The 15700-nt window shown below is 48.2% G+C and carries 15 protein-coding genes; 9 read left to right on the top strand and 6 right to left on the bottom strand.

Going from position 1 to position 15700, the window contains the following annotated elements; all coding sequences use genetic code 11:
• Window positions 1–2 precede the first annotated feature (2 nt).
• The 3 genes from ACQCVE_RS04815 (at window position 3) to ACQCVE_RS04805 (ending at window position 1341) form a co-directional block, all read left to right on the top strand.
• Window positions 3–332: a hypothetical protein gene (locus tag ACQCVE_RS04815; RefSeq protein ID WP_426861887.1), complete on the top strand. Its 330-nt coding sequence runs from the start codon at window positions 3–5 to the stop codon at window positions 330–332.
• A gap of 100 nt (window positions 333–432) precedes the next feature.
• Window positions 433–759 carry a hypothetical protein gene (locus tag ACQCVE_RS04810; RefSeq protein ID WP_426861885.1) on the top strand — a complete coding sequence of 109 codons (327 nt, stop codon included), beginning with the start codon at window positions 433–435 and terminating at the stop codon, window positions 757–759.
• A gap of 222 nt (window positions 760–981) precedes the next feature.
• Window positions 982–1341 carry a DUF4275 family protein gene (locus tag ACQCVE_RS04805; RefSeq protein ID WP_426861884.1) on the top strand — a complete coding sequence of 120 codons (360 nt, stop codon included), beginning with the start codon at window positions 982–984 and terminating at the stop codon, window positions 1339–1341.
• On the opposite strand, the gene ACQCVE_RS04800 is transcribed toward ACQCVE_RS04805, so the two are convergent.
• The 3 genes from ACQCVE_RS04800 to ACQCVE_RS04790 are packed head-to-tail and all read right to left on the bottom strand — an operon-like array spanning window position 1301 to window position 3255.
• Entirely contained in the window at window positions 1301–1720 is a 420-nt protein-coding gene (locus ACQCVE_RS04800) for a DUF4064 domain-containing protein (RefSeq protein WP_426861882.1), read from the bottom strand. The two genes, ACQCVE_RS04805 and ACQCVE_RS04800, sit on opposite strands and share 41 nt — an antisense overlap.
• Before the next feature lie 39 nt (window positions 1721–1759).
• Window positions 1760–2329 carry a lysophospholipid acyltransferase family protein gene (locus tag ACQCVE_RS04795; RefSeq protein ID WP_426861880.1) on the bottom strand — a complete coding sequence of 190 codons (570 nt, stop codon included), beginning with the start codon at window positions 2327–2329 and terminating at the stop codon, window positions 1760–1762.
• A gap of 59 nt (window positions 2330–2388) precedes the next feature.
• The gene (locus ACQCVE_RS04790) at window positions 2389–3255 is read right to left on the bottom strand and encodes a hypothetical protein (RefSeq protein ID WP_426861879.1); all 867 of its coding nucleotides are present in this window, start codon (window positions 3253–3255) and stop codon (window positions 2389–2391) included.
• Between the two features lie 171 nt (window positions 3256–3426).
• Between ACQCVE_RS04790 and ACQCVE_RS04785 the strand changes: the two genes are divergently transcribed.
• The 3 genes from ACQCVE_RS04785 to ACQCVE_RS04775 all read left to right on the top strand — a co-directional run bounded on the left by ACQCVE_RS04785 (window position 3427) and on the right by ACQCVE_RS04775 (window position 6715).
• Window positions 3427–4881: an MBOAT family O-acyltransferase gene (locus ACQCVE_RS04785; protein WP_426861877.1), complete on the top strand. Its 1455-nt coding sequence runs from the start codon at window positions 3427–3429 to the stop codon at window positions 4879–4881.
• A 12-nt stretch (window positions 4882–4893) separates the two neighbouring features.
• Window positions 4894–5925, top strand: coding sequence for a hypothetical protein (locus tag ACQCVE_RS04780; RefSeq protein WP_426861876.1), 1032 nt, complete (start codon window positions 4894–4896; stop codon window positions 5923–5925).
• 85 nt (window positions 5926–6010) lie between these two features.
• Window positions 6011–6715, top strand: coding sequence for a DUF421 domain-containing protein (locus tag ACQCVE_RS04775; RefSeq protein ID WP_426861874.1), 705 nt, complete (start codon window positions 6011–6013; stop codon window positions 6713–6715).
• 1 nt (window position 6716) lies between these two features.
• Here the strand turns inward: ACQCVE_RS04775 and ACQCVE_RS04770 are convergent, their stop codons facing one another.
• Window positions 6717–7271: a cysteine dioxygenase gene (locus tag ACQCVE_RS04770; RefSeq protein WP_426843239.1), complete on the bottom strand. Its 555-nt coding sequence runs from the start codon at window positions 7269–7271 to the stop codon at window positions 6717–6719.
• A 341-nt stretch (window positions 7272–7612) separates the two neighbouring features.
• Complete coding sequence (locus ACQCVE_RS04765) at window positions 7613–10777, bottom strand: SNF2 helicase associated domain-containing protein (RefSeq protein WP_426861872.1); 3165 nt, start codon at window positions 10775–10777, stop codon at window positions 7613–7615.
• An 858-nt stretch (window positions 10778–11635) separates the two neighbouring features.
• Here ACQCVE_RS04765 and ACQCVE_RS04760 point away from each other — a divergent pair.
• The 3 genes from ACQCVE_RS04760 to ACQCVE_RS04750 are packed head-to-tail and all read left to right on the top strand — an operon-like array spanning window position 11636 to window position 15257.
• Window positions 11636–12367: a GntR family transcriptional regulator gene (locus ACQCVE_RS04760; RefSeq protein ID WP_426843241.1), complete on the top strand. Its 732-nt coding sequence runs from the start codon at window positions 11636–11638 to the stop codon at window positions 12365–12367.
• Entirely contained in the window at window positions 12360–13898 is a 1539-nt protein-coding gene (gene gntK / locus ACQCVE_RS04755) for a gluconokinase (protein WP_426861870.1), read from the top strand. The genes ACQCVE_RS04760 and gntK overlap by 8 nt, the downstream gene beginning before the upstream one ends.
• Before the next feature lie 12 nt (window positions 13899–13910).
• Entirely contained in the window at window positions 13911–15257 is a 1347-nt protein-coding gene (locus ACQCVE_RS04750) for a GntP family permease (protein WP_426861869.1), read from the top strand.
• A gap of 90 nt (window positions 15258–15347) precedes the next feature.
• Here ACQCVE_RS04750 and ACQCVE_RS04745 read toward each other — a convergent pair whose 3' ends face one another.
• Window positions 15348–15512, bottom strand: a complete 165-nt coding sequence (locus ACQCVE_RS04745; RefSeq protein ID WP_426843244.1) for a hypothetical protein — start codon at window positions 15510–15512, stop codon at window positions 15348–15350.
• Between the last annotated feature and the right edge of the window lie 188 nt (window positions 15513–15700).

The following is a 15700-nucleotide window of genomic DNA, read 5'->3' as shown; positions in this document are numbered from 1 at the left end:
AAATGAATCCCTATCAAATGTATTCCGGCTATGGACCGCAGCAGGCTGATTATTCCATGATCTACCCCTATCAAATTCCGGCTTATTCTTATGGACAGAACGTTGACCGTCAGCCGCTTGAACGGAGGGTCAGCGCCCTGGAAAGGCAAAACGACCAGCAGGCACGGGAGATTAACCGATTAAACCAGCAGGTAACCCGACTGAATCAGGAAGTAAACCGGCTGAATCAGGTTCAGGAGCGCCAGGCCCGCCGTCTGAACCGCTTGAATCAAAGACTTCGTGCGGTCGAAAACAGATTGAGCATTCCATTTTTAGCTGAAGACGGGTTTTAAAAAGAAGCAGCCGCGGCTGCTTCTTCTTTCGTCTAAATTCGCCAATAGACCTGACCGCGTCTCTATAAGGAACAGTCGAATAGAAAAGGAGGTGTACACATTGAAACGGATTCGAAATTTACTCTTTGTACTTTTGCTCGCAGGTGCACTTTCCTTTCCAGTCTCAGCTTTTGCTGGAGCGGGCCAATCCCAATCGCAAGCCGGATTTTTTTTATTCTTTTCCTTTTCTCTTCATCTCAGCCGTACAGTCAGTTATTCATACACGAATCATCAGCACGGAGAGGACTGGCTCGGTCATTTGATCAGCTGGTGGAAAAACTATGACCGGCGAGGCAGGGATAAAGGCCTCTGGTGCCAACAAGGCGGAGGAAATGATGACGGCTGCTTAACGTCAGCTGAGGTTTGGAAGAGATGGGACTGCTTCTGACAGATCCATTCTGAATAAAGCGTCCGGATGCCAAAATAGGACATCCGGCCTTTTTTTATGAAAAAACCTGCTAAAATAGAAAAAAAATCCGGAGGAATAAGTGAAAGGTAAACAACTTGAAATCCCAAAGTGGGGACCTTTTCTCCGGAATCAATGGCGTGAACGTTTTGCAGGTCACATCTGACTCCGGAGGAACAGAACGAAATCTATTTAGATTCGTTTTTGTGGCATTTGTGCAGCTGGGAGAGGATACATTCTCTAAAGAATCGTGACGCCGCTCAGGCTTTTCACGGGCAAAAAAAGAAGAAGTGCACCATTTTTTATCAGTTCGTGGACGAAGCATTTCTTATCGATCATGCCGGTTCGCTTACAGCTGATCAGCTGCCTTATGACCGGCGCCATATGGATTATGGAGATTTGTATGTGATGGATTGGGAACTCAGATGGACATTTGTGATGACCCATGAGGAAAAGTGCGGCCTTACTTCATCAGAATATAACAAACATCCATCCGGCCGGGGATGGATGTTTGTTAGTGATCTTATACCGCTGCTGTTCTATTTTTTCGAACTAAAGCAATGATGCCGGCGATTAAGTAAGCGGCGCCGCCGAAAACACCAAAGAATAGCGAAGCAAGGCTTCTAACAATGCCGGTAATGATCAGCAGAATACCGGCTGCTTTCGTTTTGTTCTTGAGAAGAAAGATCGACACAATTCCAATGACCGTACAAATAAGTGCGACAACTGTGATGTAAAGTGAGCCGCCGCTCATGCCGTTAATAATCTGATCCGCGGAAAGTCCAGCGCCGGCTAAGCTCTCATCCTGGAGCAGCTGTTCAACCAAACTCCTTGTTTCTTCTGTATTGTTTGTGCTTATGTACAAAATAAAAGCTCCAGCCAGCAGCAGACCATTCAATACGATGCCTGCGATAATGAATATCAATTCAGCTACACGACTCATTTCAAACTCTTCCTAAATATGACAAAATCTTCTTTCAATCTATCCTATATTTCTTGATGGTTCCACAGTCAGCCGCTCCACATAGATCCCTATTTGGTCCTTGCGGGCTGACTCCACATAAAAAGGTTCGCCAAAGGTAAGAGTCGCTTTACGGACCTTCAGCCAGGCCTTGAACGTTCCTGGCCCTTCATAGATGGCCGGGACGATGGGAACCCGGGCGAGATTTGCAATGGTCACGGCTCCCCTTTTAGCGGGTACCTCCTCGGCTGTTCTCGTTCCGCTTGGGAAGATCCCGACTATTTTACCGGATTTAAGCAGCTTTACAGGTGTTTTGATGCTGCTCGGTGACGGATTTTCCCGATTGATGGGGAAGGCATTGATTTTATAAAGTATAGCTGAGATTCCTTTTCTTCGGAACAGCTCCTGCTTCGCCATAAAGTGGACAGGCCGCGGCATGCTGATTCCAAGCACTGCCACATCCAGCCAGCCTGAATGAGAGCAGGTCACTACATAGCCCCCGTCTGCAGGCAGGCAGTGCTTATTTTTCACTTCGATTTTCCCTGTTGCCCGAAGAATAATCCGTGCCAAATTTGCAAAAAACGTATACATGAAACCGCCCTCTTATCACTTGATTTTAGTATCTAGTACTAATTATAACAAAGAGGCTTTCAGCGGTGCAACGCCGGAAAAACTGCAGACAGATTCTCCCAAACTTCGCTCCCGATTTCGTTGAGTGCCTGCTTCGTTCCATATTTCCCGTGACTTCGGTAATCCCGATCCATGCCGCCTCCTAATCCGAGAAACTGTTCGGATGGCTTAAAATGCAGCCCCAATACGGGAATTCCCAGATTGGAATGAAATCCCGTCTGCCAGGCTGCACCCGGGTACCGTTCAATCCGGACAGGGTCACTAAATTGTATTCCATGTCTTTCAAGAAGCTGACAATGCTCTCTCCCCTGTAGAATAATCAAGTTCGGGTTAAGAAATTTCAATTTATCCTCAAAGAAAGCCATGGAAAAAGCAGAACCAAGCAACTCCTTCTTTTGTTTAATCCGGCCCATATGGGTTTTTGTAGCAATCGGGAACAGATCAGAATGAATGACAGACTGGTACCCGTCCAGGCTGTAAAAGGAACCGCCCATTCCGTTTAGAAAGCCTTCCAATTTTGCTCCGCCCGGCCTGCCAAACCACGATCGATAAGCAGAATCTCTTAGAAAATACGTTTCATAGAAACGGATGGTTTCAGCAAGCTTCCGGTCATCCTTCTTGTACTCCTCCATGGAAACCCCTTGTTCCCGTATGTAAAACCTGGCCTTGCGCCCACTCAGCAGCTGCTGATCCCGTCCAATAAATTCTTTTGGAGAAGGGTTGGTGGCAACTGTAAGCCAGCCACCCGGTGCTGCATTCCCCAGCCAGACCACAGGCGTTGAGGAATCGATCAGCTGGGATGCGAGCGGACTGCTCTCCAGCTCCTTCTGATAATCAGCAGCACGGGCTACCAGCCTTTTTGCTTGATCAAACATGCTCCCATCCATTTGCAGCCCTCTTTCTGTGCGTATATAACAGATATTCTCTTGAACACCTCTGTTGAAACGGCAGGATGTGCCGGCCCCTCCCAGATTTCTTCCATTAAGTTTGCATTTACTTTCGATCCCTTCTTGCTTAGACTAAATTGTAGAAATTCGTCAGAAAAAGGTGGGGCGTTTATGCTCTTTAATACATTTGAGTTTATTTTCTTTTTTCTCCCAATCGTATGGATTGGGTACTTCCTTTTAAAAAAGGTAAAGCTTGTGACCGGAGCAAAGCTTTGGCTTATCGCAGGCTCTTTGTTTTTCTACAGCTGGTGGAACATCGCCTATCTGCCGCTGCTGCTGGGTTCCCTTTTCGTTAATTTTGGAATCGGGACATTGCTCAGTAAGAAAGATACGGAGATTCATAGAAAAGCCGTTTTAACTTGGGGGATTGTGCTGAATGCTGCTCTCCTTGGGTACTTTAAATATTCGGATTTCTTTTTAATGAATGTAAATGCTGTAATGCCTGGCGAGCTTTCTCTTCTCAATTTGGCGCTGCCGCTCGCCATCAGCTTTTTTACCTTTCAGCAAATTGCCTATCTGGTTGATGCCTATCGTTTTGAGGCAAAAGATTATACCTTTTTGGACTATGCGCTGTTCGTTACTTTTTTCCCACAGCTGATCGCAGGACCGATCGTCCATCATAAAGAGGTCATGCCGCAGTTCGAAAAAATGAAAAACCATGGCATTCAGCTTAACAATGTATCTGCCGGTTTATTTATTTTTACAATGGGGTTATTTAAAAAGGTAGGGATTGCGGATACGCTCTCGGTGTTTGTTAATGAAGGGTTTCGTCAGCCGGAGAGCCTTACCTTTATTGAAGGCTGGGCTGTATCTTTATCCTATACGTTCCAGCTTTACTATGATTTCAGCGGGTATTCGGATATGGCGATTGGAGCCGCTCTTCTTTTTAACATTAAGCTGCCCGTCAACTTCTTCTCCCCCTATAAAGCTCTGAGCATTCAGGATTTCTGGAGAAGATGGCATATGACGTTAAGCCAGTTTCTGACGAAATACATTTACATCCCTCTAGGCGGGAACCGGAAAGGCAGGGTCCGTACCCTTCAAAATATTATGATTGTTTTTCTAATCAGCGGATTCTGGCATGGTGCCGGCTGGACTTTTATTTTCTGGGGATTTTTGCATGGACTGGCGAGTGTGGTTCAAAATATCTGGAAGAGCTTCGGTCTGAAGCTTAACAAATATGCCGCGTGGTTTATCACGTTTAACTTCGTCAATGCTGCCTGGGTTTTCTTTAAAGCTGAAACGATGACCGATGCGTGGCTCGTATTAAAATCCATGGCGGGGCTAAACGGGTTCGTGGTTTCATCCGCTGTTATGCCTCCTGCCTGGGCTGAATTCTTTCAGTCTATCGGAGCGGGAACGGCCAATTTTTCTATCAGCATGGAGCAGTGGGATCTCTGGTTTTTATTTGCGGTCCTGATCCTTACGCTGAGCCTGAAGAATTCGATTCAGTGGAAGGAACAGTTTAAGCCTACAATCGCCTATTCTGTGGCCATTGCTGTCCTATTCAGTTATTCAATATTAAACCTGACAAAAATCAGTGAGTTTATCTACTTTAATTTCTAGGTGGTTTGCGCTATGAGCTATAAAAAGTGGCTGCTCTCGACTATGGTCCTCTGTATGACTCCGCTCATCCTGATTGGCGGCTTCAACCTGTTTATGGATCCGCTCTGGATGTTCAGCCATTCCCATAAATACAATCACATACAGGAATCCTTCAATGAAAGACAGCAGAAATTAAATAAAATTGCCTATACGGATGTAGAGTTTGATACCCTCCTGCTCGGCAGCAGCCGGACAACGTACATCAACGAAGATGAATTTAAAGGGCATAAGGCTTTCAATTTTGCTGCAAGCGGGATGTCCGTTCAAGAATACAGCCCCTATATTGAGTTTATTAATGAAAAAAGGGGAAAAAAGGTAAAAACGATTATTCTGGGCCTGGATTTTTTTGCGACGGCTGAAAACAGGAAGATTGAAAATCCAAACACCTACATCCGCAATGTAAAGGATATAACGTATCCGCTGAAAACCCTGCTTTCCTATGAAACGTTCTCAACCTATTCCCTGGCTAATTTCGAGGCATCCTATTACGGCCGCAACCAGTTTAAACGGAACTACAGCCGCGAAAATACAGCCGTACCAAAAGAAAACAGCGAGTCGAAGAAAATGAAAATTAACGATACGGTCGAGACGTACAAACGTCACGTATACGGCGAGACGTACCGGTACAATAAAAACTATAAAAACCTGCTGTCCGAGCTGAAGCGAAGCAACCCGGATGTGCGCTTTATTGTGTTTACCACCCCGGTTTCAGCCCCTCTCTATAAAACAATGATCGAATCCGGGCGGTTTGCAGATTATGAACACTGGTTAAGGGATGTGACAAGCGTTTTCGGAGAGGTTTACCATTTTATGTATCCAAATACCATCACAAACAGCTCAGACAGCTTTTATGATGGCCATCATTTTTATCCGGAAGTCGGCGAGCTGATTGCCCATAAAGTTTCCGGCCAGCCCGATCCATCCATCCCCGGTGATTTTGGGATGGTGCTCACAGAAGAAAACCTGAGAGAATCAATAAGAACGATAAAAGGCAAGGGCCGGTAAAGAACCCTTGCTTTTTTTTATGGGTAAACTCTTCTCGGCTTCGGCATACTAACAAGCAGCAGAAACGGTCAAGGATGTGGAAGGAATGAATTTTTTATCTAGTCAGGAAACCCTTACAGCTGTCGAATGGACGCTAAGATCCGTACTAGCCTTTTTATTTATGGTCATCGTCGCCAAGCTGCTCGGGCAGCGGACGATTTCCCAGCTGCGGCTGCTTGATTTTGTCATAGCGCTTGTCATCGGAAACATCATCGCCCACCCATTATCAGATCCACACCTTGGCATGAAAGGTTCAGTCATCTCAACCTCTGTGCTCGTTTTGCTCTACCTTGCAGGCGTGTACATGATGCTGAAATGGCCCTGGTTCAGACGGCTGACAAACCATAAATCAATCACTGTTGTCGAAAACGGCAAAATCCTTCATCAAGGGCTAAAAAAAGCAAGAATCTCCATCGATGTCCTGCTGGAGGAATTAAGAGAAGAAAAAGTAGATGATGTGAAAAAAGTGGCGCTGGCGATGTGGGAAGCGGATGGAAAAATGTCCGTGTTCCTTCACCCTGCCTATGAACCACTGACTCCTGCTCTTATGCAGATGCAGACGGAAGCATTTGACTTCCCAAGAACAGTCATTAAGGAAGGCCGCTTGGCAACAGAGGTTCTGACCATTCTGAATAAGGATGAAGCCTGGCTCCGCACACGCTTACAGGCTCAGTTCCGGACGGATGTGAAGCAGGTGCTGCTCGCTACTCTCGACAGAAAGGACAATCTGCAGGTCTTTCTCTATCAATAATTTATTGCTCTAATCGGATTTCCTTTATTTTCTGGCGGACCTCATCCGGCCACCATGCGCCGCAGTCGTCCGATACGACGCAGGCTGCGCAGACCTCCAGATCATAGACCATCATTCCGCTGATTGGAGGGGAGTAAAGGTGGAGCGTAACCAAATCCTTTCCGCCCGCTGCCTTCATTTTATGAACCCCCTTTTTCGGCGCATACAACAATCGCCCATGTTCATGCTGCTCCTCAAACAATTCAGAGGGCAGCCCATTTTCCTTCACCTCATAAACCGTATTCACAGATGTGCCGTCCAGCACCTGAATCCAGCCTTCGGAGTTTCCGTGATCATGCGGCGCACACTCAATCTGCGACCAGTTCATCACCAGCAATTCTACTGCCTCGTTCTGGTAAAGCAGCTTGCGGTAATACGGTCTACCTTCCGCCGTCTCCAGCAGCGGCTCCACGTCGGCAAGCTGAACATCCAAGCTGATTAAAGCGGTTTTCAGCTCTTCTCTAGAAGGCTGCTGCAGCGAATCCAGCACACTTTTTGCCTTATAGGTGATCGTCATCTGAATCTCCTCCCCGGCATTTCTCTTCCTTTCTATCCTTATGACGGGATCCGGCTCACGTATGAAAAAACTTTCCCTGCTTACGGGCAATCATCATAAAAAAGAAGAAGTCCTGAAGATACTAAAAACACCAATATGATAAAAACGATATTCACCAAACAAAGCTTATTAAAGGAGTATCGGAATTTTCTGCTGTGCCAGAATCTAACACCTGTCTACTATCCTGTCCGCGCACGTTTATCGTGCTCGCGCTCCTGGGAGTACTCTTAACGCTCCGCGGCAGGGAAAGCACAAAAAACCAGGGATCGTGATCTCTCCAAGGTACAAACCGGCACTCACAGCTACACCTTAAGCAGATCCCGAATATCCTCTTCCGTTAAAGCCATTGGCATTTTTTCATCAAAATCGATGATTTCCTTGATCAGCTTTTTTTTCCGCTCCTGGAGGTCGTTCATCTTCTCTTCGATCGTTCCTCGGGTCACAAGCTTGATGACGTTGACCGGATTTGTCTGGCCCATCCGGTGGGCCCGGTCGGAGGCCTGATCCTCGACGGCCGGATTCCACCATGTGTCGTAATGAATAACCGTATCCGCCCCCGTCAAATTCAAGCCTGTCCCTCCGGCCTTTAAGGAAATGAGAAACAGATCGCGCTCCCCGGCGTTAAAGCGGCGGGCTGTTTCCACCCGTTCATCGGATGGCGTCTGGCCATCAAGGTAAAAGTAAGGGCGGCCCTGAACGGCTAACGTTCTGCCGATCAGCTCAAGCATTTTCGTGAATTGTGAAAAAATCAGCACCCTCCGGCCAGATCCTTGAGCTTCTTCAATGATCTGCAAAAGCAGTTCAAACTTCGCCGAGCCACCGCTGTATTGGCTGACAAACAGTGCCGGATGGAGGCAGATTTGCCGAAGCCGGGTCAAGCCAGCGAGAATCCTGATCCGGTTTTTCTGAAGCGTATCCTTGTTCAAATGCTTAAGCGTATCATGGCGCAGCTTGGCCAAATAGGCGGCATACAGCTTCTTTTGCTCAGGTAGCAGCTCCGTCATTTCCATGGATTCCATTTTCTCCGGCAGCTCCGAAAGCACATCCTCCTTCATCCTGCGCAGCATAAACGGGCGGATTCTGCGCGCAATCTGCTTTTTCGTCAGATTACTGTATTCCTTCAGCCCCATGAACAATTCCGGAAAGACGGTATGAAAAATCGACCACAGCTCTTCACGGGCGTTTTCTACCGGTGTTCCGGTCAGCGCGAACCGGTGATCCGCCGCTATTTTTCTTACGGCCTTTGCGGTCTGGGTCAACGGATTTTTGAAGGCTTGAGCCTCATCAAAAAACACGGTGTGAAACCTTTCTTTCTCATACTCCTGGATGTCCTTCCTCAGCAAAGGATAGGAGGTAATCACGACATCTGCCGCTTCCTTCCGGTACCGGGCCATCCGTTCCAATTTTGATCCATCCATAATGGCCGCCTTTATTTCAGGTGCGAAGGTGTCCAGCTCATGCTTCCAGTTGTACAGCAGCGAGGAAGGAGACACGATGAGAACCTGCTTTTTCGTGCTTCGGATATGAGGAAGCTCAGATAAAATGAACGCAATGCTTTGCAGCGTTTTGCCAAGGCCCATATCATCTGCCAATATCCCTCCAAACCCGTTCCGGGCGATGGCCTTCAGCCATTTGTAGCCGGTCTTCTGATAATCTCTCAGCACCGTTTCCAGCTGCTCCGGCACCTTCGCCTCCAGCTCATTTGGAACAAGCAGGCCCGTAATCGTATTTTTAAATTCAAACACCGTATTTTCATCTACTGCATCAAGGAGCTGCAGCCCTTTTACGTACGGAACCTCAAGCTCTTTTTCCCACTCCTCCTCCTGAATCGGAAGAGCCTTTAAAAACCGCTGAATTTCTTTGTATTCCCTTGTCTCAAGCGACAGTAAAGCCCCGCTCTTCAGACGGTAATACTTCCGCTTTTCATCCAAAGCCAGCAGGACATCTCGAATTTCCTTTTCATTGATGCCGGTGAGCTCAAACTTGAACTCAAGCCAATTGGTCCGCTCTCTATTCGCCCGCACATCGATTCTCGGCGGTTTGCTTTCTTTAAAAATCCTCATTCTTACCGCTGTCGTAGCATGCACTTGTGCAAACCGTTCAAGCTTCGGCAGCACATGATACAAAAACTCATACTCGAGCAGCTCATTCTGCAGAAAATACCCTCCATCCGTCCGGCCGAACGAGCTCTCCTCCATCAGCTTAAGAATGACATCCTCCTTATCCGTATCACGGATGAGGGAAGTGAGCGCCTGAACCTCTTTGCTGTCGAGCGGATTGAAGACGATGTTGCCATAATGAAACTCAAGGCCTGCCAGGAGGCGGTTCTTTACCCGGTCGAGGTAAAGCTTTGCCGTAAAAGATGAGTCTGCCATCCTCTTAGAGAGCGTATCCGAAATAAATACCTCCCCCAGCTTCCTCAGCCCTGGAACAACCTTCTCCAAATACACCCCGATCTGCTCGGGAGGGATGGACAGGGATTCCGCTCCCGAAGCATCCAGTACCCGCTTCAATTCCATCAAGCGCCCAAAATTTTCCGAATCGAGCTGGAACAGAACACCTTGATGGAGGACGGCGTTATAAGGCTTAAAATACATCACGCCGTTCAACCCGTCAGCCTTCAGCACATACCCCCTGCCCTTTTCATAAAAATCAAACCGCAATGGCAGGCGTTCCTTAGAAACCTCGAGCTCATACATCCGGCCGTTCTGCTGAATTTCCACTGCCGGGGCTTCCATCAGAGCAGGAAGAAGGCTTGCCCATGAAAGCGGGGAAAGCAACAACGGCTCTTGCGGAATTGGAAGACTCTGCTCATTTTGCACGACCTTGATCAGCTGCTGCAGGACGGCATCCGTTTCTCTCGAAAAGCAGTGAGAGGCTGGCTCGTACAGAAGATCATCGGACAGACGAATCGCCGCACCGTCTCTAAATCGGCTAAGAAACTCTCGTATAGACGGGACCGAAATGGACTCCACCTTCATTTCCATCCGAACCAGAAGCTCATCATTTTCAGTCCGGAAAGGCAGGCATTGAAAAATTGCGCTAAGAACCGTCCGCCTCTCAAAATAAAGCTGCTCTCCGGAGGCCTGGGCGGAGCGTTTATTGAACGCCGTCAGCAAACCGTCCGTCAGCGCAGGATTAGGAACATCCACGGAATCCTCCGCAGCACTTGGGACCGTTCCGCTGCTCCGGTAATCCAGGATCGACAGCAGCACCGCCGCCACATGCTGGCACTCCTGCTTAAAGGAAACAAGCTTCGGACAGCTGCAAGAAGCTGAAAATGCTCCATCCAGATCTGCTTTAATGGACACCTGAAAATCCTCCGTACTGTGAACCACTGCATCACAGCCATCTTCCCTGTAATCCCTGAATGTTATTTTATTTGAGCGCTTTAGCGATTCTCCGCTTTTAACGGAAACCCGTCCGCATTGTTTTTCTATAATTTTTTTGTTCAGATTTATATTCAAACGTCATTCTCCTTAAGAGAAGCTGGATTCATGGCATTATCTTATCATATTGGGGTGGTGGGATGGGGGTTGGAGAAGGGTTTGCCTCCGTCCCCCACTCCGCTAAAGCAGAAAGCCTCCGGCACTATACGTATCGGCCCCTTGCCGCATAAGGGATGACAGGCTTTATCCTCCGGCACCAATTCCGCGTGAAAAAGGGGACGGAGGCAGCCTCCGTCCCCAATTATGTCTACTAGTCCTGCTCTGTCCCCTGTACAATAGAAGCGTTGGGGGAGTAAGGAGAAGCCGTTTCTCCCTCTGTCCCCCGATGCTTTACCGAGACGGGGGTCGGAGGCACGTTGAAAAGCGGCTCCGGGTCACACCTCGGACCGACCGATGCACTTTGAATGGCCATGGCACTACTAGACCTGTTAGATTCGTGCGCGCCTGTCCCGCACTCTGCTAAAGGACTAAAGCTCCGGCACCGCCTCTCCAATCCCTTGTGCCGCAACGCTTTGAGCTGGTGCTCCTCTGACCCGCCCTGCGTTAAAGCAGAGCGGGTCAGGCACCGCGCCTGGCCCCACTTTCGCTGCCGTACTCTTTGAATGGCCATGGCACTACTAGACCTGTTAGATTCGTGCGCGCCTGTCCCGCACTCTGCTAAAGGACTAAAGCTCCGGTACCTCCGCCGCTCTTTTCTCTATAAACCCTTATCAAGCACTCTCTCTCCCATGCCATTCTCATCCAAAACAGCCCCAACTGCTTCAAACCCCGCCACAGCAGCTCTGAGACTCCCCTGAAAGTAAAGCGCTTGCATAATTTGAAATCCGCGTTATAATACTTGTATACAAGTATACTTGAATATGAGAGGGTTAGCCTATGGACAATAACAAGCCTGCTATGTATCCGGCGAAATGGCTTTCAAAGGCTTCGTCCGGTGAGAGAATCGCGTGTGAGCTTAGGATCTCGATTATTTCAGGTCAAATTGAAAGCGGTGCCATTTTATCTGAAAACAAAATAGCTGCGGATTTTTCTGTTAGCCGGTCACCTGTCAGGGAGGCTTTGAAACTGCTGGCCTCTGAAAATATGGTTCGGCTCGGGAGAATGGGCGCCGTTGTTACGGGTTTAACAGATAACCATATAGAAGAAATTTATGATGTCCGCCTGATGATTGAATCGTTTGTTTTTGAGCGGCTCGCCAAGGCCGATACGGATGATCTTGTGCGGGAGCTGAGCAAAATTTTTGAAATGATGAAGGTAGCGGTGAAGTATGGGGATGCGGATGAGTTTTCCTATCAGGATGTCCTGTTTCATGAAACGATCATCAAAGCAATCAGCCATTCCTACCTTCTTATGATCTGGAATAATTTGAAGCCTGTGATGGAGAGCTTGATTCTCATATCGATGCGCGTCCGCTTCAAAGAGAAATATGAGGATTTTACAAGGGTTCTGGATAATCATGAGCTTTACATTAAAGCCATTCAAACAAAAGACAGAAGGAAGATGATTCAATCGCTGCATCAGAATTTTGACGACGTTCAGGGAAAGGTTGAAGATCTGTGGATGTCGCAGCAGCTGCTGTCTAAAGGAGTTGAGCCGAAAAATGAGTAGCTACATGCTGGGAATTGATATAGGGACTACAAGCACGAAGGCCGTATTGTTTACAGAGGCAGGAGAGGTTATCCAGCAGGAAAATATCGGGTATCCGCTTCACACACCGGATATCTCGACGGCAGAGCAGGACCCGGAGGAAATGTTTCAGGCCGTGATGGAAGCAGCCTCGAATATTATGAGACGCCATCCTGATAAGCACGTCTCGTTTGTTTCATTCAGCAGTGCGATGCACAGCGTCATCGCCATGGATGAGCATGACCAGCCGCTGACACCGTGCATAACGTGGGCGGATAACCGGAGTGAGGCGTGGGCGAGGAAAATCAAGAACGAGCTGAATGGCCACGAGATTTACAGACGGACCGGGACTCCCATCCACCCGATGTCCCCTTTAAGCAAGATTGCGTGGATGGTTCATGAGTTTCCTGAGAGGGCTAAAAAGACGAAAAAATACATCGGGATCAAAGAATACGTTTTCAAAAAGTTCTTTGGTCAGTATGTCATCGACCATTCGCTCGCTTCTGCGATGGGGATGCTGAACCTTGAAAACCTGGACTGGGATGAAGAAGCACTGGCTATTGCCGGAGTGTCGCGGGATCACCTGTCCGAACCCGTCCCCACCACCACGATTTTCAGGAATTGTGACCCAGATCTAGCCAAGCAGATCGGGCTCGATCCTGATACCCCTTTTGTAATCGGGGCAAGTGACGGGGTACTGTCGAACCTTGGAGTAAACGCAATCAAAAAAGGGGAGATTGCCGTCACCATCGGAACAAGCGGTGCGATACGAACGATTATCGACAAGCCGCAAACCGATGATAAGGGAAGGATTTTCTGCTACGCCTTAACAAAAGATCACTGGGTCATTGGGGGACCTGTCAACAGCGGAGGCATGGTGCTTCGCTGGATCCGCGATGAGTTTGCCTCCTCTGAGATAGAAACGGCAAAGCGGCTTGGTATTGATCCGTACGATGTTTTAACGAAGATTGCCGAACGGGTAAGGCCTGGGTCGGATGGGCTTCTTTTCCATCCTTACCTTGCTGGAGAGCGGGCTCCCCTATGGAACCCGGATGTCAGGGGCTCATTTTTCGGCCTGACGATGTCCCATAAAAAAGAGCATATGATCCGGGCAGCTTTGGAAGGTGTTATCTACAACCTGTACACCGTGTTTTTAGCGCTGACGGAGTGCATGGACGGTCCTGTTACACGGATTCAGGCGACAGGAGGCTTTGCGAGGTCGGAGGTATGGCGCCAGATGATGGCTGATATCTTTGAGTCGGAGGTCGCTGTCCCGGAGAGCTATGAAAGCTCGTGTCTCGGAGCCTGCATCCTCGGTCTTTATGCCACCGGTGCCATTCAATCACTTGATGAAGCGGCTGATCGAATCGGCAGTACGAGCCGGCATACGCCAAAGGAAGAAGCCGCCAGAGAATATAGGCAGCTTGTGCCCATCTTTATTCATTTATCGAGGGCGCTTGAAGAGGATTACGGACGAATCGCGCAATATCAGAGAAATATAACCAGATTATAAGGAGAGATGATCATGCCATTAGTTATCGTCGCAGCGGGAATCCTCGTATTATTGCTGCTTATCATGGGCTTAAAACTGAATACATTTGTTTCGTTGATTATTGTTTCGTTCCTGGTCGCCATAGCACTTGGGATGCCTCTTCCGGATATTGCTAAAACAATTGAAGCAGGACTCGGCGGCACGCTCGGCCATTTAGCCTTGATCTTCGGTCTTGGGGCGATGCTCGGTAAGCTGATTGCCGATTCAGGCGGCGCCCAGCGGATCGCCATGACCCTTGTCAACAAGTTCGGGGAAAAGAACATCCAGTGGGCCATTGTCGTATCTTCCTTTATCATCGGCGTCGCTCTTTTCTTTGAAGTAGGACTTGTTCTCTTAATCCCAATTGTCTTTGCTATTTCCAGAGAATTGAAGGTTTCGATTCTTTATCTCGGAATTCCGATGGCCGCAGCGCTATCCGTAACACACGGCTTCCTGCCGCCGCATCCCGGCCCTACTGTCATTGCCGGTGAATACGGAGCAAACCTTGGAGAAGTGCTTCTTTACGGCTTCATTATCGCGATTCCGACGGTCATAATCGCAGGACCGCTTTTCACAAAGATGGCTAAGAAACTCGTACCTGCTTCCTTTACGAAAACCGGAAGCATCGCCTCATTAGGCGAGCAGAAGGAATTCAAACTTGAAGACACACCAGGCTTCGGAATCAGTGTATTTACCGCCATTTTGCCGGTTATCCTGATGTCCATCGCCACCATCATTACGCTGACTCAGGAAACGCTGGGCATCGAGGATAACTTCGGTCTTGCCATTGTGCGCTTTGTCGGAGAAGCCTCTATGGCGATTCTGATTTCCCTGTTGGTGGCCATATATACGATGGGACTGGCGCGGAACATCCCAATCAAAGACATTATGAATTCCTGCTCTGCGGCCATTACCCAGATTGGAATGATGCTCCTCATCATCGGGGGAGGAGGCGCCTTTAAGCAGGTGCTGATCGACGGCGGTGTCGGTGATTATGTAGCAGAACTATTTAAAGGGAGCACCCTTTCCCCGATTCTGCTTGCCTGGATCATCGCAGCCATTCTCCGCATCTCTCTCGGTTCAGCAACGGTTGCAGCCTTGACGACCGCAGGACTCGTCATTCCAATCCTCGGTCAATCTGACGTTAACCTGGCACTCGTTGTGCTTTCAACCGGTGCGGGAAGCTTAATCGCCTCCCACGTCAATGACGCAGGCTTCTGGATGTTCAAGGAGTACTTTGGATTAACAATGAAGGAAACCTTTGCTACGTGGACCTTGCTTGAAACCATTATTTCAGTCGCAGGACTCGGCTTCATCATGCTGCTGAGCTTGTTTGTATAAGAACAAAAGGCTGGATGAAGAACTTTTCTCTTAAAACGATCCCTAAATTGAAGAAAGGAGCATCCTTTGCGGGTGCTCCTTTTTTATGAATTAGTCTAGCCGCCTGAAGGACGGGCTCTTTGCGTAAAGCAGGACTGTACAGCCGATTCCAATCACAGCGGCAGCGGCAAGCAGGCTTTGAATGCTGATGGAAGCGGCCACAAGGGCTGAGAGGACGGCAAACGAGATGGACTCAAGTCCGCAGATTAAACTCATGACACGGCCTAGCTGGTCTTTATTAGCTACCTCATCATCTAACTTTAAAAAACTGGAATTGATTTTCAAGTCAAGCGAATTAGATCAAATATTGTAATCATTTTTATTTTTCTGAAAAATATATTGTCCGGCTTTCGATTTTTTGTTAGTATTGTAGACATATTTTCTGACAATTATCGTCAATTTCG

The sequence above is a fragment of the Metabacillus sp. 113a genome, assembly GCF_050107635.1.
Taxonomy (GTDB): domain Bacteria; phylum Bacillota; class Bacilli; order Bacillales; family Bacillaceae; genus Metabacillus_B.
The sequence above is the reverse complement of the archived record's forward strand: the minus strand, read 5'-3'. Positions and strand labels throughout refer to the sequence as shown.

Coding starts and splice junctions, on each gene's coding strand:
- ACQCVE_RS04800 (WP_426861882.1), bottom strand. CDS start 1,720: ATGAGTCGTGTAGCTGAATTGATATTCATTATCGCAGGCATCGTATTG.
- ACQCVE_RS04775 (WP_426861874.1), top strand. CDS start 6,011: ATGAATTTTTTATCTAGTCAGGAAACCCTTACAGCTGTCGAATGGACG.
- ACQCVE_RS04760 (WP_426843241.1), top strand. CDS start 11,636: ATGGACAATAACAAGCCTGCTATGTATCCGGCGAAATGGCTTTCAAAG.
- ACQCVE_RS04795 (WP_426861880.1), bottom strand. CDS start 2,329: ATGTATACGTTTTTTGCAAATTTGGCACGGATTATTCTTCGGGCAACA.
- ACQCVE_RS04770 (WP_426843239.1), bottom strand. CDS start 7,271: ATGACGATCACCTATAAGGCAAAAAGTGTGCTGGATTCGCTGCAGCAG.
- ACQCVE_RS04785 (WP_426861877.1), top strand. CDS start 3,427: ATGCTCTTTAATACATTTGAGTTTATTTTCTTTTTTCTCCCAATCGTA.
- ACQCVE_RS04750 (WP_426861869.1), top strand. CDS start 13,911: ATGCCATTAGTTATCGTCGCAGCGGGAATCCTCGTATTATTGCTGCTT.
- ACQCVE_RS04780 (WP_426861876.1), top strand. CDS start 4,894: ATGAGCTATAAAAAGTGGCTGCTCTCGACTATGGTCCTCTGTATGACT.
- ACQCVE_RS04790 (WP_426861879.1), bottom strand. CDS start 3,255: ATGGATGGGAGCATGTTTGATCAAGCAAAAAGGCTGGTAGCCCGTGCT.
- ACQCVE_RS04815 (WP_426861887.1), top strand. CDS start 3: ATGAATCCCTATCAAATGTATTCCGGCTATGGACCGCAGCAGGCTGAT.
- ACQCVE_RS04745 (WP_426843244.1), bottom strand. CDS start 15,512: ATGAGTTTAATCTGCGGACTTGAGTCCATCTCGTTTGCCGTCCTCTCA.
- gntK (WP_426861870.1), top strand. CDS start 12,360: ATGAGTAGCTACATGCTGGGAATTGATATAGGGACTACAAGCACGAAG.